We start from the raw sequence: 22,940 nt of genomic DNA, 5'->3' as shown, positions 1-22,940 counted from the left end.
CTACACCTCGAATGCATTCTTAGATGATCCCGCCATTCTGGCTTTTGCATTCTGCTAATAAAAAGCTAACCAACTCAAGCAATAAACCACCTTCGGGTGGTTTTCTTTTGGGTGTATTTCCTGTAAAAACGAGATATGAAATTGATCCATAAAATCCTGAGCCCTTTCCTTTTTTCCATCGCAACAACAGCCTTTGCTGCCCCAGCCACCCTGTATTACAACGGGGATATTTTGACAATGGAGGGTGATAGTCCTAAGTATGTTGAAGCCGTACTTGTGAAGGATGACAAGATTGCCTATGTTGGGGATATGAAAGGGGCTTTGGCTGAGGCCGGTACCAATGCCAATATGCATGACTTAAAAGGCCATACTCTTTTGCCAGGCTTCATTGATACCTGGGGTCACTTTGCTTTAATTGCGCAAGATACTTTTGGTGTGAATGTAGCGTACTTTTCTAAAAATCCACCGCAGAATAAGTCACAGTTCTTTGAAAAACTCAAAACTGAAGGAAGGCCTTTTAATGGCTGGATCGTCGGTACGGGATATTCAGAAGCTTTGTTGAGTGACGGTGCAATTACCTTGGCGGAGCTTGATCAAGCTTTCCCTAATACGCCCGTTCTGATTGAGAACATTTCCACCCTAACGGGTATGGTCAATAGTGCAGGCCTCAAAAAATTGGGGATTACTCCTGCCACTAAAGCAGTCAATGGATTTATTCCAGTGGATCCTAAAACTGGAAAGCTCACTGGCGATCTTATTGGCATGCCTTATCTCACTGCAGTAGCGAAAGCAGTGGGTAAGTATTCTCAAGACCTCACATTTGAGTCGTATCGTAAGACCGAAAAGCTCTATCTTTCTAATGGCTTTACCACTGCGCAAAGCTATGAGGCCAGCGTTGCTGATATACGCAATATGCGTTTGGCTGTAGATCGTGGCGTTGTGAAAGTTGACTTGATTGCTTTGCCAACCTTTGACATTGTTGATGAATTACTCAAGACCAATCCCAATTACCAGTTTGGTGTCTATAGCAAGGGCGATCGAGGTTTCAAGGTTGCAGGCATACAAGTGCCTACTGATGGTGCGCCACAGTTGCGCCTGGCTTATTTCACCAAGCCCTATTTAGATACCACGGGCTTTTCAAAAGATTGGCGCGGCTTTGCCTATTACCCGCAAAGCTTGATTGATAAATACGTCAAACTGGCTTATGAGAAAAATATTCAGTACTTTGGCTATAGCAATGGTGATGCCGGTATTGATATGACGCTTGCAGCTATCGACAAGGTCGTTAAAGAGACTGGTATTAGTGATGATCGCCGTACAGTGATCGCCCATTCATTTTTTGTACGCGATGATCAGTTAGAGAGTTATAAAAAGAACAAGATCATGGCAGTCATGATGCCAAACGGTACCTGGTTATATGGTGATGTTTATCCAAAGGTGCTAGGAGCGGAGCGAGCCAATAATTTAAGTCCATTAAAGAGTGTTCATGAAAAAGGCGTAGTCACTGCACTTCACAATGACACCCCGTCTTCCGGCCCTAATGTGCTCTTTTCTATTTGGGGTGCCGTTAATCGCCAAACTGCTTCTGGAAATACTCTAGGCCCAGAACAAAGAGTGGATCCCTATCTCGCATTGAAAGGCTTTACTAGTAATGCGGCCTATCAATACAAGGAGGAGGGCAAGAAGGGCACCATCACTACTGGTAAGTTAGCTGATTTGGTGGAGCTCAATCAGAACCCCCTAAAAGTGAATCCAAAAGACATCAAGGATATTAGTGTTGTGCGGACCATTAAGGCTGGGGTGGCACTGTATACAAACTAAGTAAGTCGCTAAATCCCCAACCCAAATCCCCCTAAAAGGGGTCAAAAACCACGTTTTTGAAAAAATAAGGCCCGGGTATTGAAATACTGTATGGATATACAGTATATTAGAACCCATGGCACTTATCGCACTTCCACAAAGCTCCTCAGAAAGCACCCTGACCCAGGCCCCACAAGCCTTAGCGGCAAATAGCGCCTATGAGTTCAAGCTTCTGAGTCACCGCATTTCAGCGGGATTTCCGAGCCCGGCAGCTGATTATGCTGAGGAAGGCCTCGATTTAAACCACTATTTAGTCCAAAACAAGCCAGCCACCTTCATGTTCACCGTAAAGGGTGATTCGATGATGGGCGCGGGTATTTGTGACGGTGACAAGGTGGTGGTCGATAAAGCCCTCAAACCAAAACATAAAGACATCGTTGTTGCCGTAGTGGATGACGAGTACACCATCAAGCGCCTCTATCAATTGCGTGGCAAAACCGAGCTCCAGCCGGAGAACTCTAGTTACGAACCCATTACCTTTAATGAGAGCAGTCAGCTCCAAATCTGGGGTGTAGTGGTTGGGGTGGTGCGTAAGTACAGCCACGCTAGTAGCAGAAATGGCAGGTCCGCATGAAGCAAGCCGGCCAAACCAATCAACTCTTCGCACTCGTAGATGTAAATAACTTCTACGTATCTTGCGAGCGGGTATTTGCTCCCAAGTTAGAAGATGTGCTGATGGTAGTTCTATCCAATAACGATGGTTGCGCAGTAGCGCGTAGTGCTGAAGTTAAAGCCTTGGGCGTGAAGATGGGTACACCCTGGTTTCAGATGAAAGACTTGGCTAAGCAACATGGTATTCAAGCCTATTCTTCAAACTACACCTTGTATGGCGATATGAGTGGCAGGGTAGTAGAAGTCTTAAGAAAGTTCACACCCAATTTAGAGGTCTACAGTATTGATGAGAGCTTTCTGGCAATCGAGACAGTACTTAAGCAATACGCTGACCCAACTAGCTTAGGTCAAATCATCAAGCAAGACGTTAAAGACACTACAGGCTTGCCCGTATGCGTTGGCATTGGCGCTAGCAAGACGCTCGCTAAGTTGGCTAATCACTTGGCCAAAAAGAATCCTCAGTTTGCTGGCGTATGTGACATCAGTTCCATGCCTAAAGAAGCGCTCTATCAATGGATGGCAGAGACAGCCGTAGGTGAGGTGTGGGGTATTGGAGGCAAGACTGCCAAGAAACTCAAAGAGCTCAAGATCAACAGCGTATTTGACCTAGTGCAAATATCACCACAAGCGATGCGTCAACAATTTGGCGTTGTGATCGAGCGTATTTGCTATGAGTTACGCGGTGTATCTTGCTTACAGCTCGAAGAAGTAGCGCCAGCTAAACAACAGATTATTTCTTCAAGAAGTTTCGGTAAGCCGGTGACTTTAATGGAAGAGTTGGCTGAGTCTGTCGCTACGCATGCTGCAAGAGGTGCTGAGAAACTCAGAAGTCAAAAGTCAGTCACGGGCGCGCTCACTGTCTTTGTGCAAACCAATCCACACAAACCATTTGAGCCACAACACGATCAAAGCATCACAGTGGTTCTGAGTGATCCAAGCGATAACACCTTAACCCTAACTAGCGCTGCATTAAAAGGCTTGAAGCAACTCTACAAAACGGGCTTTAAGTACAAGAAAGCAGGCGTCATTCTTAATCTCTTGGCTGACAAACCCACCATGCAGCAATCACTCTTTGATGACATGGAAGTCAAAGGCAAATCTGCTGGACTCATGAAGGCCATGGACTCGATCAATAGTCGCTTTGGTAATGCCGCCATCACAACAGCAGCATCTGGCACCAAAGAAACTGCGCAAGACTGGCAAATGAGATCGGGCAATAGATCGCCGAACTACACCACGCAGTGGGATGAATTGCCTGTAGCACGCTAAAAAATGATGAAAAACCAACAAATAACGAAGCTAATTTTACTAGCTCATTTCATGAGCCAGTAAGACCATATTCTGAATACATAGAGGCAAATAGCAGTGACAAACAATAGCAAGACAAACTTAATTAAACGTAGATAAACACCAGGAGAAATTAAATGGAACTATTAAATAACTTTAACGGCATCTCACTCGCAATCATCATGATTTTGTCTTACTGCGCAGTATTGAAAAATACGAAGCGTCATGACGGTGCCACAAAACAAGTATTTACTCGCAAGTGTCGGTAAGCAGAAGCAGTAAGCAGAATCAGAGGTAAAGAAAAAGCAGAACAAGCAGTAGCTGCCTGGAAGGGGAATAAGGAAATCACGGATTCCTTATTCCCTAGTAAAGGCAGGAAGTACGGGGGGATAAATACCCTTACATTAGTTAGGTCAATAATGTTATAAAAATGTCATAAATATGGCTAAAATCTTCTCATGAACGAAGATAAGCAAGCCTACCTCGATAAAAAACTACGCCCACTACCGCGCTGGATTTTTATGTCCCGCTGGTTACAGGCTCCTTTATATCTTGGCTTGATTGTTGCCCAAGGCGTCTATGTTTGGCAGTTCTGGTTAGAGCTGGTTCATCTCATTAGTATGATGGCCGATAAGTCCATGACTGAAACAGCATTGATGCTGATCGTCTTGGGCTTGATAGATGTGGTGATGATCTCCAACTTGTTAGTAATGGTGATCGTGGGCGGATGGGAGACTTTTGTTTCCAGGCTAGAGCTGGAGAATCACCCAGATCAACCTGAGTGGTTATCGCATGTGAATGCAGGCGTACTCAAAGTTAAGCTGGCAACCGCCATCATCGGAATCTCATCGATTCATTTGCTCAAGACCTTCATCAATGCCGCCTCTTATGATGAAAAAACCTTGATGTGGCAGACCTTGATACACATTACTTTTGTGTTGTCTGCCGTAGCGATTGCTTATACAGAAAAGCTAGTGACCTCAGCACAAAAGCAGCACTAGAGCGGATTATTAATTAAGTCTGCAGGGCCTTACGAAGGTATTCGGAGACGTTATCTTGACGCAGCATCCATTGCTTATAGTCTGATGGAACTTGGCTAATTAGTTCGCCCTTGTGTTTACCAAAAGGCATAATCGTTGGGATGCGAGCCTTCTCAGACATTTCCCATAAAGCGTCTAAAGAAGAGGGCTTAAGCTTCTGAATAATCTGCCCCAGAATCTTGGAGCAGATCCACACATCTGCTAATGCACTATGTGCATCACGTAATTGCTCTCGAGCAGTAGCACGCTCAAAGTTGTAGAGCAGGGCACTTTGAGTATGGCTATCTAAGTTGGGCCAAAGGCTACGAGATAGCGCAAGCGTACAAATGCGCTTGATCTCAGGCTTACCAATAGCTTCCCAATCAAAATCGACGCTATGACCAATGATGTACTTCGTGCCAGCAGGCAATCTAAATGAGCTACTAGCAGGGCAATTAACTAACTCCTCATCCATGATGTGGTGAGTAGCTAAGGCGCCTAAGCTAATCGGTTTACCCGGGTTGTAACGCTGCACCCAAGGATTGCCAACAGCTAAAGGATTAATAGAGGTCACATCCAAAGAAGCAGCCTCAATAATGACGGCATCATTCTTATCGGTTGCTTCTACATCAAAAATAATGGCTTGGGGCATGGGGATTTCTCTAGTTAGCAGGTTGTCTATGCAGACATTGTGCCTTGAAGTGTCGCAATCTGAGATAGGAGGATTTTTAGGGCTTTAAAAATTCTTTAGGCGCTTTGTGGCGAGAGAGCAGTAATTGGAAGAGAGCGGCATACTCCCCATCTAAATCATCCCACGCCTTTTTAAATTCAGCATTAGAAAATAGCATCTCATCATCAAGGCTAGTATGTGGGACGGGGGAGAATTGATTTTTGCCTTCAGTCATTTTTCATCTCTAAAAGACTCTCAGAATTAATTGGTGGGCTGTCATGGAGCTTTGACTAGTACCTTAACATCCTTAATTAAGGATGCCGTTAAGTCGCGTAACTCATCAATAGTTGACTCTTCAATCTCCAGATAACCCTCGTACTCAGCCAAATTTCTCTTTTGGTGAACTGCATCAAAAACACGCCATTTACTGGTCGGCCAGCCTAAGGTGTCCCCAAGACACTGGAACACCATGAATCGATTTTCACTTCTATATCCATGCCAGCGCAGAGCAGCAAGTGCTGCGCCATGAGCGGCATTGTAGGCAGACGTAAATCGACCCTCAATAGACACCTCTGCGATCCCGGAGTCTAGTAAACGTCTATGGGAAATCTCAAGCATCCTAAGTACTTCAATTTCTTCGGAAGGCTCAGATTTAAGTTGACCAATTTTGACTAAATTATCTAAATTATGATTAGTCAATTGATGCACCATACACAGAGATGGTGGGCAGTTCTAAAACTTTATTTACAAATGAATTTCGCTCTGCGCGACGATTCTCAAACTCTTTTGGTGTGTAGCAGGTGGGATTAATTTTTCGTCCTAACTTATGTTCAACTGGGGTGAGTAGATCCAGTATTTTACTAAGACGTAAATTTTTTCCGACCAAAAGAAGGTCAATGTCACTATTTGCTGTATCGGTATTTTTGGCGACCGAACCGTAGATTAATGCGTGTTGTAAATCTTGATGCAATGGTAATAAAGCAACATTGATTTCGTGATCAATACCCAATGTCTTTTTTACAAGGCTATGAAGCTCTTTATAGATAGGTGAGCCTTGATTGGCTTTAAAAATTCTTAAGTTCCCAAGTTTTGATGAGCTAATAATCCCACTTTCTGAAAGTCGGTTTAGCTCCCTCTGGAGTGATGCGCTGCCCAACTTAGTTAGGCGCAATAATTCACTTAAATGAAATTCTCGTTCTGGATAGCCAAAGACCCAGCCTAAGACTAGGCTTTGGCTGGGTGAAAAAAGAGCGCTTGATAAAGACATTGCTAAATAATAGCATGATTGTGCTAAAAAATAGCAAGATAAAATAAAAATAGGCAACAATCGTTGCTCTATAGGCAACAGACCTACATCAAATTTATTGGGGAAGGTGGACGAGCCCGACCCCCGGCACTGACAGAATTGGGTTTGGCTGCTTCGTTCCCGACCTGACCAGGTTATCCAAACCGCCATGCGAGGAGGCCCGTCCAATTCCATTTTAGCTTGTTAGAATGTAATACATGACAGCATTGGCTTTAGCCCGTTCGTGGCGCCCTAAAACTTTCTCCCAATTGGTAGGACAAGACCATGTGGTTAAGGCCTTAACCCATGCCTTAGACCAGGGTCGACTACACCACGCATGGCTATTTACAGGCACTCGTGGGGTCGGAAAGACCACAATCGCCCGAATTATGGCCAAAGCCCTCAATTGCACCGGGGAAGATGGCCAGGGCCGTATGACCTCAGAACCCTGCGGCAAATGCCCAGCTTGCCTGGAAATCGATGCAGGACGCTTTGTTGACTATATTGAGATGGATGCTGCGAGTAATCGCGGGGTAGACGATATTGCCGCTCTTCTAGAGAAGGCGGCCTACGCTCCAAGCAATGCACGTTACAAGGTTTACATGATTGACGAGGTGCACATGCTCACCAATCATGCCTTTAATGCCATGCTCAAGACGCTCGAAGAGCCGCCTGAACATGTGAAGTTCATACTTGCGACTACCGATCCCCAAAAGATCCCCGTCACCATTCTGTCCCGTTGCTTGCAGTTCAATCTCAAGCAAATGCCAGTACCACTCATCGTTGAGCATTTAGAAAAAGTACTCGCCGCAGAAAAAGTTGATTACGAAACCAATGCACTGCGTGTTTTGGCAAAAGCTGCTCAAGGCTCCATGCGTGATGCGCTATCACTGACCGATCAGGCCATCGCTTACGCAGCAGGCAAAGTATCTGAAGAAGCGGTGCGCGGCATGCTCGGCACTCTCGATGATGCCTACCTCATCAGAATTCTGGATTCACTCATAGAAAAAGATGGTGCGACACTGCTGGCTATCTCTAACGAGATGGGTGAGCGCAGTATGTCTTTCTCATTAGCCCTTGCTGATCTATCTAGCCTCATTCAGAAAATTGCTGCCGCACAAATTGTTCCAGAATCTGTTTTAGAAGATTGGCCTGAAGCGGCAGAGATTCGTCGCTTAGCTGGCGCACTCACAAAAGAAGAAGCGCAGCTGTTCTACCAAATTAGCATTACGAGCCGTCCGGATTTATCGCTGGCACCTGATGAGCAAACTGGCTTTGCTATGACGCTCTTGCGGATGTTGGCTTTTCGTCCCGGAAATGAAACTCCAGGTAGGGCGGGTAACTCAGCTCCGCCAGTAGCTTCGGCAGCATCGGCACCACGACCTTCCGCACCAGCAAATCAAACTGCTGCGCCAGTAAGGTCTGCACCTGGAGCATCTGCTCCAGCACCAGCACCGGTAGCTAAGCCTGCTGCCTCGGCACCTCCAGTTTCAGCTCCGCCAGTAGCTTCTGCATCTGCAGCCAACCGTCCAGACTGGCATGGCTTGATGCGTCAGTTACCGGTTAAGGGTTTGGTGCAGCAGTTAGCGTTTCAGACAGAGCTGCAAGATTGGGATGACACACCAGCAGGCGTACGCGCAACGGTTGTGACACCGATGCCACAACTTGCTTCTGAAGCTTCTGTAGGACGTCTTGCAGATGCCTTGACTGCGCACTTTGGTAAGCCAGTGAAAGTCGTTATCGAAAAAGGTGAGGTTGAAGGTAAGACTGTAGCCAAAGTCGATGCGCAGATTCATCAAGAGAAAAGACAAAACGCAGAGCAGATGATTGCTCAAGATCCATTTATTCAGCAATTAGAAAAAGAGTTTGGGGCTAAGGTAGTTGGCGGCTCGGTTAAGCCGCTCTAAGAAAATTTGATCTTCAATAAAACATATTTACAGATATACATAAGATAAGAACTTAAAGGGAAATAAAGCGATGATGAAAGGTGGCCTTGCTGGTTTGATGAAACAAGCCCAGCAGATGCAAGAGAAGATGAAAGTGGCGCAAGAGCAATTGGCTGCGCTAGAAGTCACTGGCCAAGCTGCTGGTGGTTTAGTTAAAGTTACCATCTCTGGCAAATACGAAATGAAACGCGTACAGATCGATCCAGGCGCAATGGATGATCGTGAAATGCTCGAAGACTTATTGGTTACCGCCTACACAGAAGCATTCAAACAAGTAGAAGCTGCTAGCTCACAAGTGATATCTGGTGCTACTGCTGGTATGCCAATGCCTCCTGGCTTCAAGCTACCGTTTTGATCGTTTATTCCTAATGGCACGTCATGAAGCTCCGCAAGATGCCCTTGGTCGTTTGATCGAGGCATTACGTGTATTGCCAGGAGTTGGTCCTAAGTCTGCGCAACGCATGGCTTTTTATCTACTTCAGCATGATCGCAATGGGGCTGCAGTGCTTGCCCAATCATTAGGTGAAGCGGTAGAGACTGTTGGTCACTGCGCCCGCTGTAATACCTTCTCCGAAACCCAAATCTGCGCAACCTGTAATGATGATCGTCGTGATCCATCATTGCTGTGCATTGTGGAAACGCCTGCTGACCAAGTCATGGTCGAGCAGACTTTAAGCTTCAAAGGTAACTACTTTGTATTGATGGGTCGTATCTCGCCACTCGATGGCATGGGCCCAAATGAAATCCATTTTGATCGATTGCTTAATCGCATTGAAACTCCAGATACTGGAGTGTCAGTCAGAGAAGTAGTTCTGGCAACGAATTTCACAAGTGAAGGTGAGGCCACAGCCCACTACATTGGTGAAATGCTTAAATCCAAAGGCATCAAAGTCACCAGAATTGCTAGAGGTATTCCGGTAGGTGGTGAGCTTGAGTATGTTGATGCGGGCACCTTAGCTAGAGCGCTGATGGATCGTCGAACAGTAGGGTAGTTTTTAAAAACCCTTTTTCTAATAGCGTTGAATGCAGAGCACTGCTCCGATAAAATATCTCCTTGTAGTTTGCTTTACAGATGCTCAATTACTTTGACATCTTTCTTACCCAACCCTTTTAACTAAAAAATTGTCATTGCAGTACCTCCTACAAATTCGTCATAATTGCTATACTTGTATAGCAATTACTAGGAGGCTATATGCTGGCAATACGATTACCCAAGGAAATTGAATTGAGACTTGATAATTTGGCCAAAGCAACTGGAAGAACTAAAACCTTTTATGCCCGCGAAGCAATTCTGGCTTACCTGGAAGATTTGGAAGACTTATATCTAGCCGATAAGGGTATGAAGGCGTTAAAAAGTGGCAAAGTAAAAGCCATTCCATTGGACCAAGTGGAGCGAAATCTTGGTTTGGCTGATTGAGTTTGCTCCATCAGCAGAAAAACAATTAAGAAAATTTGATCCTAAGGTAGCCAAAAGAATTTTAAAGTTTTGTAGAGAGAGGCTTGCTGTTCAAGCTGATCCAAGAATTCTGGGCGAAGCTTTAAAAGGTAGGGAGTATGGAGACTACTGGCGCTATCGGGTCGGCGATTATCGAATCATTGCTTCTATTCAAGACAAGGAGATCACTATTCTCATAGCGAGTGTTGGTGATCGAAAGCACATATACAAATAATGCCCAAAGTGATTAGGTTGTCTCAGAGTCTAGTGATGCAGGCTAGGGAAGTTGGCAAGGTTGCCGGACGATCTCCCTCTCAACAAATTGAGTATTGGGTTAGTTTAGGAAAATCTGCAGAAGATCATTCCGAATTAACTGGTCAAATGTTGCTTGATATCCTCAATACCCAATCTCCCCAGTCCAATCGTCACTAAATCGACATAAATTCTAGGTAAATTGCTCCATTTTGGGGATAATTTGGCCTGCACCACTGTTGAGCTTCAATCTCACGTTGTGCCCATCTAATTCGTTTTATTTGTTACCTCGGTAGATCTGGCCTTTAGTTATTTATTGGTCATTGATGCTAACCATTGTGAAATCGTGAATGACCCACAAATCCTACCTTCTTCTATTGAGCTTGCTTGCTGCGTTTTACAGTACGACTGCGCTCGCCCAGAAGGCAGGATCTGGCGCTGACCAAGTCGAGACTTTCGCCGCACCGATTGCTGGGTTGCCAACCGAGGGAAGTCTTTGGGGTATGCCAGTAAATCTGCATGGTCAAACTACTTACATCAATCAAAGATATAACAATTTCACTTCATCCTATTCTGGTCAGAACAGCTTAGATTCATTGAAGTCGATGAGCTATACCTGGTCAGGGACACTATTCTTTGGTGCTCGCATTGCACCCAATACCGATATCTACTTCAATCCAGAGGTGGTATCTGGCGTGCCTTTTTCTGATCTCGCGGGATTAGGCGGATTTACTAACGGTGAAGCAACCAAAGCCAATGGTGCACAAGCCAAGTTTTATTCTGCTCGCGCCTTTGTGCGTCAAACCATTAATCAAGAGGGCAATAAAGTTGTTCTTGAGAATGAGGCTAATCAAATTACCCAAACGGTAAGTAGCAATCGCGTCGTGCTGACTGGTGGTCAGTTCTCCACGCTCGATATTTTTGATGACAGCCGTTATGCTAAAGATCCCCGCATTCAGTTCATGAACTGGGGCAATATGACCTATCTGGCTTATGACTACGCCGCCGATGCGCGTGGCTACAGCTGGGGCTTAGCGGGTGAGTGGTATCTGGATAACTGGGTAATGCGGGCTTCACGCATGCTTGCCCCAAAGTCTCCAAACGGGCGTGATCTTAATTGGCAAATCTTTAACGCTTACGGTGATCAAGTTGAGGTTGAGCGCCAGCACAATATTGCTGAACTTCCCGGCAAGATCAGTGTTTTAGCCTACCGCAATAATATGATCTTGGCGCGCTTTCAGGATGCAACGAACTACATTAATCAAGACCCTGCTACGCGACAAGGCACTCAAGCAATTAATAATGTACGCAGCAGTAATCAAATTAAGACGGGTATTGGTATCAATGCTGAACAGGCTTTAACTAAGGACTTGGGTATCTATGGTCGCGCCTTTACTTCGGATGGTCATACAGAGACGATGTCCTTTACTGAGGCGGATAATTCAGTATCAATTGGTATGGGCATCAACGGCACTCAATGGAAGAGACCTGATGACACCATTGGTATCTCGATGATGCAAAACGGTTTGTCGAGCTATCGTCGCGGCTACCTTCAAGCGGGTGGCGTTTCTTATTTCATTGGTGACTACGCTAGCCCAAGTCAGACAATTTCGTATTCACCGGAGCGTATCGGTGAGGTGTATTACAACGCCACTGTGATTAAGAATGTTCTGGCTGGCTTGAACTTTCAGCACATCATCAATCCGGCCTATAACTCTGCCCGCGGACCCGTCAATATTTTGTCTTTTAGGATTCATGCTGAATTCTAGGCTCTGTAAGCAGGGCTGATTTAATTATTGTCTTTAGAATCAATAAGATAAGAATTCGTATTTGATGGACATTTACCTCTTGCCCCCTATAATCAACAAAACCCCCTTGAAATGTAGGGAAATCTACCTCCAGGGCTATAAAAACAGCATTAGTACAGATTTAGAGGCAGCCGATTTGATTCACGGCCAGATTACAACTAGCAACTTAGTTATAGATACAGCAAACCCCATGAAGCGGGTTGCTTGTGTCATCGCCTCTGTGTTTTTTGCCTCTACTGTTTTTGCGCAATCCAATTCACCAACTGCTGCTAGCGTCATCGTGCAGACAAATGAATCCAAAGATTCCTTAACTGCACCGCCAGTTGTTAGCAATGAAGCTGCGAATACCAATAACCCTGCTAATGCCGCATCTTTATTTGCCCCAGTAAAACCCAGCAACACACCCAAGATCTATACCAAGGGCACACCCTCAGGCCCTGCAGAGATGGATTTGCGTCAGCTGTGGATTGAGCTGAAATTAAACAACCCACAACTCTCTTCCATGCGAGAGTCTTACCTTTCTGCTAAGGCAACAGTGCCACAAATTGCAGCGCCAGCTAACCCTCAAGTGGGTTTGGTGTGGTCGGGTATGCCTGCGAATTCTCCGTTTGCCTTGGGCGGAGCAAATGCACCAAATCCACCGCAATACCCCAATGGCATCAGTAGTAACAACTCGATATCAGTTGCGCAGCCATTGCAGTTTCCGGGTAAAAAGAGTTTGGCATCCGATATTGCCAATACCAATGCTGAAGCTTTGCTTGCTCAAAGTGAATCAACCTACTTACAGTTGGGCGCACAACTATCTACCCTGTACTACGGTGCGCTAGCTGCACAAAAGCAGCTCCAAGTATTAAAAGAATCGGTCATGCGCTTGGAGATGGTGAAGAACGTTGCTAAAGCGCGCTACGCTAATAATGCCGCTGCTTATGTTGAGTATCTCAATGCCCAGGTATCCCAAAGTGCGGCTCAAGCAGATCAATTTAACGTGGAGCGTCAATTACAAGTAGCGCTGAACAACATCAATACCTTGGTAGGCCGACACTCGAGAGAAAAGTTGGTTTTACGTGGTGATGTACGTCGCGCCATGAATAGCGTCCCCACTCTGATTGAGTTGGAAGACTATGCTGAAACCAGTCACCCATCCTTAAAGAGTTCCGCTTTGCAATTGGATGCCGCTCGTAAGGGTGTGGACCTAGCAAAGAAGGCCTATCTGCCAGATTTTCAGGTCATTGGCTCTTCATTTACTCCGCGCGGTCCTTTTTCAGCTAACAATGGTGCGATGTATTACCAGTTCGAACTTGATCTAATTATTCCGCTGTATTTCTTTACCAAGGAAAAGTATGGGGTGGAGCAGGCGCAGCGCAATCAAGCTGCAGCCGAAGCGGGCAATATCTCCAATCGTCAGCAAATTGTCTTGGCAGTCAATACGGCTTATGCAGCATACGAGCAAACCAAAACCCAAACTCAATTTCTAAAGGATCGCCAAGTACCACAGGCCGATGCTGCCTATAAGGTGGGTTTAACGCAGTACTCTAATAATGGTCAGGGATTTAATGATTTGCTGACAGCGCAAACACAATTGCGCAACCTCGAAGTCCAATTAGCGCTCGCAGAAAGTAATCTCCTGCAGGCACAAGCAGTATTGCTGGTGACATCTGGCAAAGAACCTTTTTAAGGAGCAATGTTGAAAGATAAAATTCTTTCTTTTGTAAAACAGCTTGCCAATAAAGCGAAGCCTATTGTTGATAAAGCTTTGCACCTTGGCGGCCATCGACTGCAGATTGCTCTGGCTGGCTTGGCTGGTCTGTACTGGAATCTCAGTCCGCAAAATCGTTACCGCGTTCGCTTAGCAGCATTTGCCTTTGCCATTCTTTCGATGGGTATCGTTTTAGGTCGAATGACTAACGTCAATCGTAATGTCAAAATTGAAGCATCTGATAAGGCTCTCAAAGTAGAGAAGAGTGGCATCTTGGAATTAAAACTTTCAGGCATCAAACTCAATCCTGAAATTTATATCTTCCAAAATGCTGAAAAAGTTCAAGTACCAGTAGATATCAAAGTGCCAGGACGTTTGGCATTTAATGCAGAAAAATCTAAAGTGTTATCTGCACGTGCTCCGGGCAGAGTAGAGCGTATTTACGCTTTTGATGGCGCTGAAGTCAATATTGGCTCTCCAGTGGTGGAGCTGTATAGCCCTGAATTTGTTTCAGCCCAACAAGAGTATTTGCTTTCCTCAAAAATGGCTCAAGTGCTAGAGGCGAATAAATCAATGGGTGACCTGCTGGGGGATGCCCGCATTACCCAGCAAGCTGCCGCAAACCGTATGCGCAATCTTGGTGCTGGCGATGGTGATATCAAAGCGATTGAAACTTCTGGCAAAACTCAAAGCAACTTAGTAATGCGCTCCCCATTAAAAGGTGTCGTGGTCAAGCGCAATGTGGAGCCTGGCTCTGCAGTGAGCTCTGGAGATGTCATTGCTACCTTGGCTGATCCCAAGCAGCTCTGGTTCTTAGGTAATGTATTTGAACAGGACTTGCGCTTGATTAAGCCTGGTCAAAAAATGGTTTTGCATGTTGAGGCCTATCCCGATAAAGAGTTTGTAGCGTACGCAAACTACATTGCCCCAACCATTGATCCACAAACCCGCGCCTTATTGGTGCGTGCAGAGATTGAGAATAACGATGACCTTTTGCGACCAGATATGTATGCATCAGCCAAGCTAACGACAGGTATGGCTGATGCCATTGTGGTTCCGCAAACAGCAGTTGTACGCATTCGTGAAATGCGTTATGTGATTATTAAGGTGGGGGATGAGGTCTATCGTCGCTTGCCCGTAAAAGGGTATGACCTTAATAGCAAGGCCTTTGCAATTACAGAAGGTGTTGAGCCTGGTGTACGCATCTTGGCTGAAGGCGCGGTTCTATTAAATGATCGCTTCGCAAAGCAGGAAGACTAAGTGAGCGCATTTACCTCCTTTATTCGGGGTGTGCTGGATAAGCGCATGCTGGTTATTGTGGGCTCTCTTGTACTGCTGGGCTTGGGAATGTTTAGCCTTTCCAAGTTACCAATTCAGCCATACCCTGGTGTAGCTCCATTAACCATTCAGGCGATTTCACAATGGCCTGGTAGAAGTACGACCGAGGTCGAGCAACAGGTCACCATCCCGGTTGAAAACGCTTTGGCAGGTATCCCCGGCCTTCAAGCCTTCCGCTCAGTTTCTTTATTTGGTTTGTCAGTAGTGACACTGAAGTTCAATGACACAACTGACCCCTTTAAAGCTCGCCAAACATTTATCTCCAGTCTTGCTAATGTGAGCTTTCCACCTGGGGTTACCTCGAGCATTAGTCCAGATTCGGATGCTACTGGCGAGATCATGCGTTATGAGGTGAAGTCGGACTACGCCTCATCTACTCAGCTAAAGACATTGCAGAACTATGAGATCTATAAAGAGCTCAAGCAAACTCCTGGCGTTGCCGATGTGTCTTCTTTTGGTGGCAGGATTCGCCAGTACCAAGTCATCGTTAGCCCAGAAAGCCTGCAGGCCAAAGGCGTCACCGTTAATGAGCTCATTACTGCCTTAACCAATGCCAATAGCAATACCGGCGGTGGCTTACTACCGAGTGGTGAGCAGCAGTTTGTGGTTCGCGGAGTAGGCCTCTTAAAAAATATCGATGACATCAAGCGGGTGGTTGTATCGATACATGGCGGGGTGCCGATTCGAATTGGTGATGTTGCGCGTGTAGAGATTGGCAATGCTCCTCGCTTGGGATTATTCCAGTTCAATGAAAATCCCGATTCTGTTGAAGGTATTGTTTATCTGCGTCGTGGTGAGAATGCCACTGAAGTATTGGCCCGCGTGCGCAACACGGTTGAGAACATCAATAAGCAAATCTTGCCACCGGGCATTGAGGTTAAACCTTTCTACGATCGCCAAGTATTGTTAGATATTACGATTGGCACCGTCAAACATACTTTGTTCTTTGGCATCTCTCTCGTTCTGGCTGTCTTATTTTTCTTCCTGGGTAATTTGCGTGCTGCAGCCGTTGTTGCGGCAGTGATTCCTTTGGCGTTGTGCGTCTCATTTATTCAGATGCATCTTTGGAGCGTGCCGGCGAATTTGATTTCTCTCGGTGCGATTGACTTTGGAGTGATCGTAGACTCAGCAGTGATTTTGACGGAGAACGTCATGCGTCACTTAGAGGAGGGCGGTAAGCGCTTAAATCAAAGCATCATCTTGGCTACTAGTGAAGTGCAGCGCGCCATGATTTATTCGACTGGCATTATTATTGTTGCCTACTCCCCCTTGTTCTTTATGGGTGGAGTAGAGGGCATCATCTTTAAGCCAATGGCCTTCACCATGGGCTTTGCGTTGATTGCCGCGATGATCTTAAGTCTTACTTTCTTGCCCGCCATGATCTCCTTGGTATTCGGTGAGAACCTGCATCACAAACCACCTGGATTTATCACCAAGCTTTTGAATGGCTATAAGCCCTTGCTGAGAAAGTGGATGGATCGTCCATTAACTGTGGTGTCAGTAGCGGTATTTGTTTTGGGATTAACACTGCTTAGCGTCACCCGTTTGGGAACCGCATTCTTGCCAACCCTAGAAGAAAACAATATTTGGTTACGAGTCACACTACCCAATACAGTGGACTTAGACTACTCCGTCAAAGTCGCCAATCAGTTACGCGAGACTTTCTTAAAGCAGCCCGAGATTGAAAAGGTGGCTGCTCAAATTGGCCGACCTGATGATGGAACGGATTCCACTGGGGTGTTTAACCAAGAGTACGGCCTGTATTTAAAGAGTCCGGACAAGATGCCAAGCGGTTCTAGCAAGAAGGACTTGATTAACCATCTTGAGGCGGAACTCAATAAGATTCCAGGCGTTACCTACAGCTTCTCGCAATACATTCAGGACAACGTGAACGAAGCGCTCTCTGGCGTAAAGGGTGAAAACTCCGTCAAGATTTATGGCACCGATTTAGAGGTCTTAGATCAAAAAGCCCATGAGGTGATTGATCAGCTCAAAAAAGTGCGTGGCGTCGCTGACGAGGGCATTCTGAAAGAATTAGGTCAGCCGACCTTGAATATTCAGATTGATCGGGAACGCGCTGCGCGTTACGGCATTAATGTGAATGATATCCAGACGGTGGTTGCCAATGCAATTGGTGGCGCTGCTGTTACTAATCTCTTAGAAGATGAGAAGACTTTCGGGATCGCGATTCGCTTGAACGAAGGCAGTCGCAATGACGTTGCGGATATTGGCCACCTGCTAGTGGACTCTCCTAATGGAGCTTCTATACCCTTGTCGATGGTCGCTACTGTGCAGTTAAGCGATGGCCCTTTCTTTATCTATCGTGAAGCGGGCAAACGCTACATTGCCATTAAGTTCAGCGTGCGTGGTCGTGATTTGGGGAGTGCCGTTGAAGATGCGCAATTCTTGGTTGAGAAGAACATCACCTTGCCACCAAATTATTCCATTAGCTGGGATGGTCAATTCAATCAAATGAAACAAGCGCAGAAAAAGCTGATGTTGATCGTGCCACTAGCATTGCTAGGCATCTTCTTGTTGTTAGTCAGTGCATTTGGTAATTTCCGTGATGCGGTGATCGTGATGATTAACGTGCCTTTTGCTGCCATTGGTGGGGTGATCGCATTACACCTAGCTGGCGAGACTTTGAGTATTTCCGCCTTCTTTGGCTTTTTATCGCTCTTTGGCATTGCGATTCAGGATGGTGTGATCCTGATCTCCTTTATTAATAAGACAGCAGCTACTGAGCATGGTGAGATGAAGGATGTCATGGTGGAGGGTGCCTCCCTGAGAGTTCGCCCTGTACTCATGACGGCTGCCCTATCTGGTTTGGGTCTATTGCCGGCAGCATTGTCCCATTCCATTGGCTCTGAGGCTCAACGTCCTTTGGCCCTAGTGATTGTAGGTGGCATGGTGACGACCACTATTTTGACCCTCCTGGTATTACCAGTAATATATGGATGGTTCAGAGGTCGTGCATTGACCCAGATGGCAAAAGCCTAGGTCTATTAAGAAAGTATTTAAATTCATGAGTGAAAATACAAAACAACCTCATATTCTGATTTCGAATGATGATGGCTATCTTGCTCCCGGCCTTTTGGCCTTAGTCAATGCGATTCGTCCATTGGGACGAGTAACGGTGATTGCGCCTGAGCAAAATCACAGTGGCGCCTCAAACTCATTAACACTGTCACGACCACTTTCAATTCATCGAGTTGCTGGTGGTGAGCGTGATGGATTCTTATTTATCAACGGCACCCCAACCGATTGCGTGCATATTGCGATGACCGGTTTCTTAGATGAAAAACCTGATCTCGTAGTCTCTGGGATTAATCAAGGCGAGAATATGGGTGAGGATACCTTGTACTCCGGCACGGTTGCTGCCGCAGTGGAAGGTGTGATGTTTGGTGTTCCAGGCGTTGCCTTCTCACAAATCGATAAAGGCTGGAATCGTATTGAGGATGCTGCAAAAGCTGCGCACGATATCGTTGCACAAATGCTGGTATCAAAGCTTGCGCATGCAGAAGGCGCCGCCACATTACTGAATGTCAATATCCCTAATCGTCCTTATGCTGATTTATATCGTTGGCGTGTGACTCGCTTGGGTAACCGCCATCATTCTCAGCCGGTGGTTGTTCAGAAGAGTCCACGTGGCGATGATATTTATTGGATTGGTGCTGCAGGGCATGCTAAAGATAGCTCTGAGGGTACTGACTTTCATGCGATCGATGAGGGATGTATCTCGATTACGCCAATGCAATTGGATTTAACTCATCATGCCCGTCTGGCTGCCATGCGCGCTAATGGCTGGGATCGCGGTTGAAATCAGCAGCAGAACGCAACGCCGGTCACCGGCAAGCACTAGCCGCAAAAGTTTTGGCGGCTGGAGTCAAGCACGGTAAAACATTAGAGGCAATTGCCACAGTGCCACGCCATGCCTTTATGGATGCAGGAATGCATCCTCAGGCCTACGAAGATACTGCTTTGCCGATTGGGCATTCACAAACGATTTCTAAACCATCGGTAGTGGCGCGCATGATTGAGCTGCTACATAAGCCAAGGCATAAGCTTGGCAAGGTCTTGGAAATCGGTACGGGTTGTGGATATCAAGCGGCGGTTCTCAGTTTGCTATCTGAGGAGGTGTATTCGATTGAACGTATTCGTCCATTGCACGATATGGCTAGAGAGAAGCTGCGTCCTTTCCGCATTAAAAATCTGCGCCTCATTTATGGTGATGGTATTTTGGGCTTACCCCAGGCCGCCCCATTTGACGGAATCATCTTGGCAGCAGCAGGATTGGGCATTCCAGATGCCTTATTGGACCAATTGGCTATTGGGGGTCGTTTGGTTGCCCCAGTAGCCAAAAATGAAAAAGAGCAGCAATTGATCATGGTTGAGCGGATGAGCTCCCAGCGTTATCAAAGAACCGTTCTAGACGAGGTCTTTTTTGTCCCCTTACAATCAGGGGTAGTATGAGATATCCCATGAATTTAATCACTAAATACCTTCTATTGCTTCTAGCAATCGCTTCTGTAATGGCCAACGTTGGCTGTTCAACAACGCCTAGAGCTAAACCAGCCAATGTGGTTGACCGAAGCGGCGGCAATAGCGAACCTACGCCTCCTGGCTACTATCGCGTCAAACGTGGTGATACTTTGGCGCGCATTGCCTTGGATAACGGGCAATCCCCGCGTGACTTAGCGCAGTGGAACAATATGTCCAACCCAAATCAGATTGAAGTAGGAGATCTGATTTTGGTAAAGCCACCGGCTGGTTCAAAGTCTGCTGTAAAGCCTATATCTAAGACCCCATCAAATATCGATACTCCAAAAACAGATGCACCTAAAGTCGATGCATCTAAAGCGGAGCCTACAAAAGAAGTTGTTGCTGAACCGGGTATTCGTTTGTCATGGCCAGCAAAAGGTAAGGTCAGCGATGATTTCAGTGAAAAAACCAAAGGCATTGATATTGCTGGTAAGTTAGGCGACCCCATTACTGCAGCTTCAGACGGTAAGGTTGTCTATGCTGGTAATAGCTTGCGTGGCTACGGCAATCTGGTGATCATCAAACATGACAATACTTACCTTACGGCCTATGCCCATAACCGTACGCTCTTAGTAAAAGAGGGTGATGCGGTGAAGAAGGGTCAGAAGATTGCTGAGATGGGCGATACCGATGCAAACTCGGTAAAGCTCCACTTCGAATTGCGTGTGAATGGCAAACCGGTAAACCCAACGCCATACCTGCAGTAACTGTTGTTTAGGTAGGCTTCGCCATGGCAACCGTTCTCGTCTTTGATATTGAAACCATTCCGGATGTAGCTGGACTGCGTCGCCTTGAAGATTATCCAGAATCCATGTCGGATAGTGAGGTGGCTGCAAAAGCCATGGCTGCTCGAGCAGAAAAAACCGGTAGTGATTTTCTGCCACTCTATCTGCAACGAATTTGTGCCATCTCTTGCGTGATTCGCAGGACGACTAAAGAAGGTTTACCTCAAATCAAGGTGGGGACATTAGGGACGCCTCAAGATGATGAGAAGGTGTTGATTCAGACTTTCTTTGAGCTCGTGGAAAAATATACTCCTCAGTTAGTTTCTTGGAACGGCAGTGGCTTTGACTTGCCGGTGCTGCATTACCGCGCTCTGGCCAATCATGTGCAAGCGCCACGCTATTGGGAGATGGGCGAGAGCCAAGAAAACGATAGCCGTGAATTTAAGTGGAATAACTACATCAGTCGTTATCACATGCGCCATTTAGACATGATGGATCTCTTAGCCAAATTTAATGGCAGAGCAAATGCCCCCTTAGATGGTCTGGCAAAACTCTGCGGCTTTCCAGGTAAGATGGGCATGGATGGCAGCCAAGTATGGCCAGCGTTTCAAGATGGCAAGATTGATGACATCCGCCGCTATTGCGAAACCGATGTAGTTAATACGTATTTGATGTATTGCCGCTTTCAATTGATGCGTGGTGGTTTCTCCCTTGAGGAGTACAAAGAAGAAATCACCTTCGTAAAAGCGTATTTAAAAAAAGAATCTCAAGAGCCGCATGGTGAGCAGTGGCAAGAATACCTACGAGGTTTTGCTCCGGATGCGTAGAGGTGAAAAGCCAGTCCATATTGTGGTGACTGAGCCAATACGAGTTGAATCCCTTGATCTAGATGCGCAAGGTATTGCACGCTTAGCACCCAATGAGGACGATGTCACCCAAGGTCAAAGTGGCAAAGTCATTTTTATTCAAGGTGCATTGCCAACCGAGTTAGTTACCTACGTCGTCACTCGAGATAAAGCCCGCTTCAGTAAGGCCAAAGTCCTCGATATTCTTAAGCCTGCTGTATTTAGAGCGGAACCTAAGTGCAAAGCCTTTGGCATCTGCGGTGGCTGCACTATGCAGCATTTGGATATACGGGCGCAAGTAGCCATGAAGCAACGTGTATTGGAAGATGACTTAAAGCACATTGCCAAAGTAGCACCAGAAGAAATCCTTCGCCCCATGGGTGGGCCAGCCTGGGAGTATCGTCATCGCGCACGTTTGAGTGCAGTTAATCGCTCCATCAAAAAAGGCACAGTTCTAATTGGGTTCCATGAGGGTAAGAGCGGCTATGTTGCCGACATGACCGCTTGTGAGATTTTGCCTAAGCATGTTTCGGATTTACTTCCGCAACTGCGCAAATTGGTGATGGGCTTATCCATCGTTGATCGCATGCCCCAAATTGAGATTGCGGTGGGTGAGCCTGAAGATCCGAGTTCCGATAATCCTAACAAATTGAAGCCGGTTACTGCACTCGTCTTTAGAAACCTGCTCCCCTTAACGCCGGCTGATGAGCAACTGCTGAGAGATTTTGCTGATGAACATCAGGTTTGGGTTTGGTTGCAGCCCAAAGGCATCGAAACTGTTGCGCCGTTCCATCCACTCACTGGCAAGCTTTGTTATCGCCTTCCAGAGTTTGAAATCGAGATGCCGTTTAAGCCGGCGGACTTTACGCAAGTCAATCATATGATGAATCGCGCTTTAGTGAGTAGGGCGATTCGACTGCTAGAAGTAAAGCCAACAGATCGTGTGCTCGATTTGTTTTGCGGTATTGGCAACTTCACATTACCGCTCGCGAGAAGAGCGCATAGCGTCTTGGGTATTGAGGGCTTAGAAAGCTTAACAAGCCGCGCTAATGAAAATGCCGAACACAATCAGTTGGCAGATAAGGCCAGCTTTATGCAAAGCAATTTATTTGAAGTGACAACAGAAACAATTGCCTCATGGGGCAGGGCCGATCGTTGGTTAATGGATCCCCCACGTGAAGGTGCCATGGAGATCTGTCAGGCTTTAGCGCAACTGCATCAACAGGGTAGCGATCTATCTCCGCAACGTATCGTTTATGTCTCCTGCAATCCCAAGACCCTAGCTAGGGATACGGAGCTTTTGTGTCATCAAGCAGGCTATGTTCTGAAGAGCGCCGGGATCGTCAATATGTTCCCCCACACCTCACATGTAGAGTCCATGGCCGTGTTTGAGCGTCAAAACCCCAATTAATCCCGATTGATACTTAGTTATTGCACTTATTCGGTGCGCTCTGTATTGATGCGGTGCAGTATTGGTATGTAGACCATTGGGCAATGTGTAGATTGAACTTAGGTGGGAAGTTTGCACAACCTTTGTTTTAATCAACTCCGGGAATTAGTCATGAAAACCTCAGATAGCCTTGCCATCCTTTTGATTTTATTTGCCTTGTCTTATGCAGT

General features: G+C 46.2%; 23 protein-coding genes, 1 other RNA gene and 1 pseudogene. 20 read left to right on the top strand and 5 right to left on the bottom strand.

Going from position 1 to position 22,940, the window contains the following annotated elements; all coding sequences use genetic code 11:
* The first annotated feature begins 135 nt into the window (after positions 1 to 135).
* From ICN12_RS03825 to ICN12_RS03810, 5 genes are all read left to right on the top strand, one after another.
* Positions 136 to 1,821: an amidohydrolase gene (locus tag ICN12_RS03825; protein ID WP_216270712.1), complete on the top strand. Its 1,686-nt coding sequence runs from the start codon at positions 136 to 138 to the stop codon at positions 1,819 to 1,821.
* A gap of 115 nt (positions 1,822 to 1,936) precedes the next feature.
* Positions 1,937 to 2,434 (top strand): LexA family protein, encoded by a 498-nt coding sequence (locus tag ICN12_RS03820; protein WP_216270711.1) that lies wholly within the window; start codon positions 1,937 to 1,939, stop codon positions 2,432 to 2,434.
* Positions 2,431 to 3,741 carry a Y-family DNA polymerase gene (locus ICN12_RS03815; RefSeq protein WP_216270710.1) on the top strand — a complete coding sequence of 437 codons (1,311 nt, stop codon included), beginning with the start codon at positions 2,431 to 2,433 and terminating at the stop codon, positions 3,739 to 3,741. Before ICN12_RS03820 ends, ICN12_RS03815 begins: the two co-directional genes overlap by 4 nt.
* 155 nt (positions 3,742 to 3,896) lie before the next feature.
* Complete coding sequence (locus ICN12_RS10870) at positions 3,897 to 4,028, top strand: hypothetical protein (RefSeq protein ID WP_255537683.1); 132 nt, start codon at positions 3,897 to 3,899, stop codon at positions 4,026 to 4,028.
* Positions 4,029 to 4,217: 189 nt separating this feature from the next.
* Complete coding sequence (locus tag ICN12_RS03810; RefSeq protein WP_216270709.1) at positions 4,218 to 4,760, top strand: TIGR00645 family protein; 543 nt, start codon at positions 4,218 to 4,220, stop codon at positions 4,758 to 4,760.
* A gap of 13 nt (positions 4,761 to 4,773) precedes the next feature.
* On the opposite strand, the gene ICN12_RS03805 is transcribed toward ICN12_RS03810, so the two are convergent.
* The 5 genes from ICN12_RS03805 to ffs form a co-directional block, all read right to left on the bottom strand.
* Positions 4,774 to 5,430, bottom strand: coding sequence for a putative quorum-sensing-regulated virulence factor (locus tag ICN12_RS03805; RefSeq protein WP_216270708.1), 657 nt, complete (start codon positions 5,428 to 5,430; stop codon positions 4,774 to 4,776).
* A 76-nt stretch (positions 5,431 to 5,506) separates the two neighbouring features.
* The gene (locus ICN12_RS03800) at positions 5,507 to 5,683 is read right to left on the bottom strand and encodes a hypothetical protein (RefSeq protein WP_216270707.1); all 177 of its coding nucleotides are present in this window, start codon (positions 5,681 to 5,683) and stop codon (positions 5,507 to 5,509) included.
* 41 nt (positions 5,684 to 5,724) lie between these two features.
* Positions 5,725 to 6,147: a hypothetical protein gene (locus ICN12_RS03795; RefSeq protein ID WP_255537682.1), complete on the bottom strand. Its 423-nt coding sequence runs from the start codon at positions 6,145 to 6,147 to the stop codon at positions 5,725 to 5,727.
* A complete protein-coding gene (locus ICN12_RS03790; RefSeq protein WP_216270705.1) occupies positions 6,140 to 6,793 on the bottom strand; it encodes a nucleotidyltransferase domain-containing protein in 654 nt (217 codons plus the stop codon). Before ICN12_RS03790 ends, ICN12_RS03795 begins: the two co-directional genes overlap by 8 nt.
* A gap of 28 nt (positions 6,794 to 6,821) precedes the next feature.
* Positions 6,822 to 6,919, bottom strand: an RNA gene (gene ffs / locus ICN12_RS03785) — signal recognition particle sRNA small type.
* A 32-nt stretch (positions 6,920 to 6,951) separates the two neighbouring features.
* On the opposite strand from ffs, the gene dnaX reads away from it, so the two are divergent.
* From dnaX to rlmD, 15 genes and pseudogenes are all read left to right on the top strand, one after another.
* Complete coding sequence (gene dnaX / locus ICN12_RS03780) at positions 6,952 to 8,640, top strand: DNA polymerase III subunit gamma/tau (RefSeq protein ID WP_216270704.1); 1,689 nt, start codon at positions 6,952 to 6,954, stop codon at positions 8,638 to 8,640.
* Between the two features lie 70 nt (positions 8,641 to 8,710).
* Positions 8,711 to 9,034, top strand: coding sequence for a YbaB/EbfC family nucleoid-associated protein (locus ICN12_RS03775; RefSeq protein WP_216270703.1), 324 nt, complete (start codon positions 8,711 to 8,713; stop codon positions 9,032 to 9,034).
* 13 nt (positions 9,035 to 9,047) lie between these two features.
* Positions 9,048 to 9,671 carry a recombination mediator RecR gene (gene recR / locus ICN12_RS03770; protein ID WP_216270702.1) on the top strand — a complete coding sequence of 208 codons (624 nt, stop codon included), beginning with the start codon at positions 9,048 to 9,050 and terminating at the stop codon, positions 9,669 to 9,671.
* Positions 9,672 to 9,871: 200 nt separating this feature from the next.
* Positions 9,872 to 10,096, top strand: coding sequence for a type II toxin-antitoxin system RelB family antitoxin (gene relB / locus ICN12_RS03765; protein WP_216270701.1), 225 nt, complete (start codon positions 9,872 to 9,874; stop codon positions 10,094 to 10,096).
* Positions 10,080 to 10,349 carry a type II toxin-antitoxin system RelE family toxin gene (locus ICN12_RS03760; protein WP_216270700.1) on the top strand — a complete coding sequence of 90 codons (270 nt, stop codon included), beginning with the start codon at positions 10,080 to 10,082 and terminating at the stop codon, positions 10,347 to 10,349. The genes relB and ICN12_RS03760 overlap by 17 nt, the downstream gene beginning before the upstream one ends.
* Entirely contained in the window at positions 10,349 to 10,546 is a 198-nt protein-coding gene (locus ICN12_RS03755) for a TA system antitoxin ParD family protein (protein WP_255537681.1), read from the top strand. The genes ICN12_RS03760 and ICN12_RS03755 overlap by 1 nt, the downstream gene beginning before the upstream one ends.
* A gap of 170 nt (positions 10,547 to 10,716) precedes the next feature.
* Complete coding sequence (locus ICN12_RS03750) at positions 10,717 to 12,135, top strand: carbohydrate porin (protein WP_216270698.1); 1,419 nt, start codon at positions 10,717 to 10,719, stop codon at positions 12,133 to 12,135.
* Positions 12,136 to 12,241: 106 nt separating this feature from the next.
* Positions 12,242 to 13,849, top strand: coding sequence for a TolC family protein (locus ICN12_RS03745; RefSeq protein WP_255537680.1), 1,608 nt, complete (start codon positions 12,242 to 12,244; stop codon positions 13,847 to 13,849).
* Positions 13,850 to 13,855: 6 nt separating this feature from the next.
* A complete protein-coding gene (locus ICN12_RS03740; protein WP_255537679.1) occupies positions 13,856 to 15,130 on the top strand; it encodes an efflux RND transporter periplasmic adaptor subunit in 1,275 nt (424 codons plus the stop codon).
* Entirely contained in the window at positions 15,131 to 18,208 is a 3,078-nt protein-coding gene (locus ICN12_RS03735; protein WP_216270697.1) for an efflux RND transporter permease subunit, read from the top strand. It begins immediately after the preceding gene.
* Positions 18,209 to 18,233: 25 nt separating this feature from the next.
* Positions 18,234 to 19,028 (top strand): 5'/3'-nucleotidase SurE, encoded by a 795-nt coding sequence (surE, locus tag ICN12_RS03730; RefSeq protein WP_216270696.1) that lies wholly within the window; start codon positions 18,234 to 18,236, stop codon positions 19,026 to 19,028.
* A gap of 29 nt (positions 19,029 to 19,057) precedes the next feature.
* Positions 19,058 to 19,681 (top strand): annotated as a pseudogene (locus ICN12_RS03725) (protein-L-isoaspartate(D-aspartate) O-methyltransferase); the annotation flags it as partial.
* An 8-nt stretch (positions 19,682 to 19,689) separates the two neighbouring features.
* Positions 19,690 to 20,457, top strand: coding sequence for a peptidoglycan DD-metalloendopeptidase family protein (locus tag ICN12_RS03720; RefSeq protein WP_216270694.1), 768 nt, complete (start codon positions 19,690 to 19,692; stop codon positions 20,455 to 20,457).
* Positions 20,458 to 20,480: 23 nt separating this feature from the next.
* On the top strand, positions 20,481 to 21,302 hold the full coding sequence (locus tag ICN12_RS03715; protein ID WP_216270693.1) for a 3'-5' exonuclease: 822 nt from the start codon (positions 20,481 to 20,483) through the stop codon (positions 21,300 to 21,302).
* Complete coding sequence (gene rlmD, locus ICN12_RS03710) at positions 21,295 to 22,731, top strand: 23S rRNA (uracil(1939)-C(5))-methyltransferase RlmD (RefSeq protein WP_216270879.1); 1,437 nt, start codon at positions 21,295 to 21,297, stop codon at positions 22,729 to 22,731. Before ICN12_RS03715 ends, rlmD begins: the two co-directional genes overlap by 8 nt.
* Positions 22,732 to 22,940: the final 209 nt, after the last annotated feature.

This window comes from Polynucleobacter sp. AM-25C3 (genome assembly GCF_018882335.1).
In the GTDB taxonomy this organism is placed as follows: domain Bacteria; phylum Pseudomonadota; class Gammaproteobacteria; order Burkholderiales; family Burkholderiaceae; genus Polynucleobacter.
Note: the sequence above shows the minus strand (reverse complement) of the source record. Positions and strands in the feature narration are given on the sequence as shown.

Excerpts from the sequence above, each read along its gene's own strand:
- ICN12_RS10870 (WP_255537683.1), top strand. The coding sequence starts at position 3,897 with ATGGAACTATTAAATAACTTTAACGGCATCTCACTCGCAATCATCATG.
- ICN12_RS03740 (WP_255537679.1), top strand. The coding sequence starts at position 13,856 with ATGTTGAAAGATAAAATTCTTTCTTTTGTAAAACAGCTTGCCAATAAA.
- ICN12_RS03825 (WP_216270712.1), top strand. The coding sequence starts at position 136 with ATGAAATTGATCCATAAAATCCTGAGCCCTTTCCTTTTTTCCATCGCA.
- dnaX (WP_216270704.1), top strand. The coding sequence starts at position 6,952 with ATGACAGCATTGGCTTTAGCCCGTTCGTGGCGCCCTAAAACTTTCTCC.
- surE (WP_216270696.1), top strand. The coding sequence starts at position 18,234 with ATGAGTGAAAATACAAAACAACCTCATATTCTGATTTCGAATGATGAT.
- rlmD (WP_216270879.1), top strand. The coding sequence starts at position 21,295 with ATGCGTAGAGGTGAAAAGCCAGTCCATATTGTGGTGACTGAGCCAATA.
- ICN12_RS03750 (WP_216270698.1), top strand. The coding sequence starts at position 10,717 with ATGACCCACAAATCCTACCTTCTTCTATTGAGCTTGCTTGCTGCGTTT.
- recR (WP_216270702.1), top strand. The coding sequence starts at position 9,048 with ATGGCACGTCATGAAGCTCCGCAAGATGCCCTTGGTCGTTTGATCGAG.
- ICN12_RS03720 (WP_216270694.1), top strand. The coding sequence starts at position 19,690 with ATGAATTTAATCACTAAATACCTTCTATTGCTTCTAGCAATCGCTTCT.
- ICN12_RS03820 (WP_216270711.1), top strand. The coding sequence starts at position 1,937 with ATGGCACTTATCGCACTTCCACAAAGCTCCTCAGAAAGCACCCTGACC.
- ICN12_RS03715 (WP_216270693.1), top strand. The coding sequence starts at position 20,481 with ATGGCAACCGTTCTCGTCTTTGATATTGAAACCATTCCGGATGTAGCT.
- ICN12_RS03755 (WP_255537681.1), top strand. The coding sequence starts at position 10,349 with ATGCCCAAAGTGATTAGGTTGTCTCAGAGTCTAGTGATGCAGGCTAGG.
- relB (WP_216270701.1), top strand. The coding sequence starts at position 9,872 with ATGCTGGCAATACGATTACCCAAGGAAATTGAATTGAGACTTGATAAT.
- ICN12_RS03800 (WP_216270707.1), bottom strand. The coding sequence starts at position 5,683 with ATGACTGAAGGCAAAAATCAATTCTCCCCCGTCCCACATACTAGCCTT.
- ICN12_RS03810 (WP_216270709.1), top strand. The coding sequence starts at position 4,218 with ATGAACGAAGATAAGCAAGCCTACCTCGATAAAAAACTACGCCCACTA.
- ICN12_RS03815 (WP_216270710.1), top strand. The coding sequence starts at position 2,431 with ATGAAGCAAGCCGGCCAAACCAATCAACTCTTCGCACTCGTAGATGTA.
- ICN12_RS03805 (WP_216270708.1), bottom strand. The coding sequence starts at position 5,430 with ATGCCCCAAGCCATTATTTTTGATGTAGAAGCAACCGATAAGAATGAT.
- ICN12_RS03775 (WP_216270703.1), top strand. The coding sequence starts at position 8,711 with ATGATGAAAGGTGGCCTTGCTGGTTTGATGAAACAAGCCCAGCAGATG.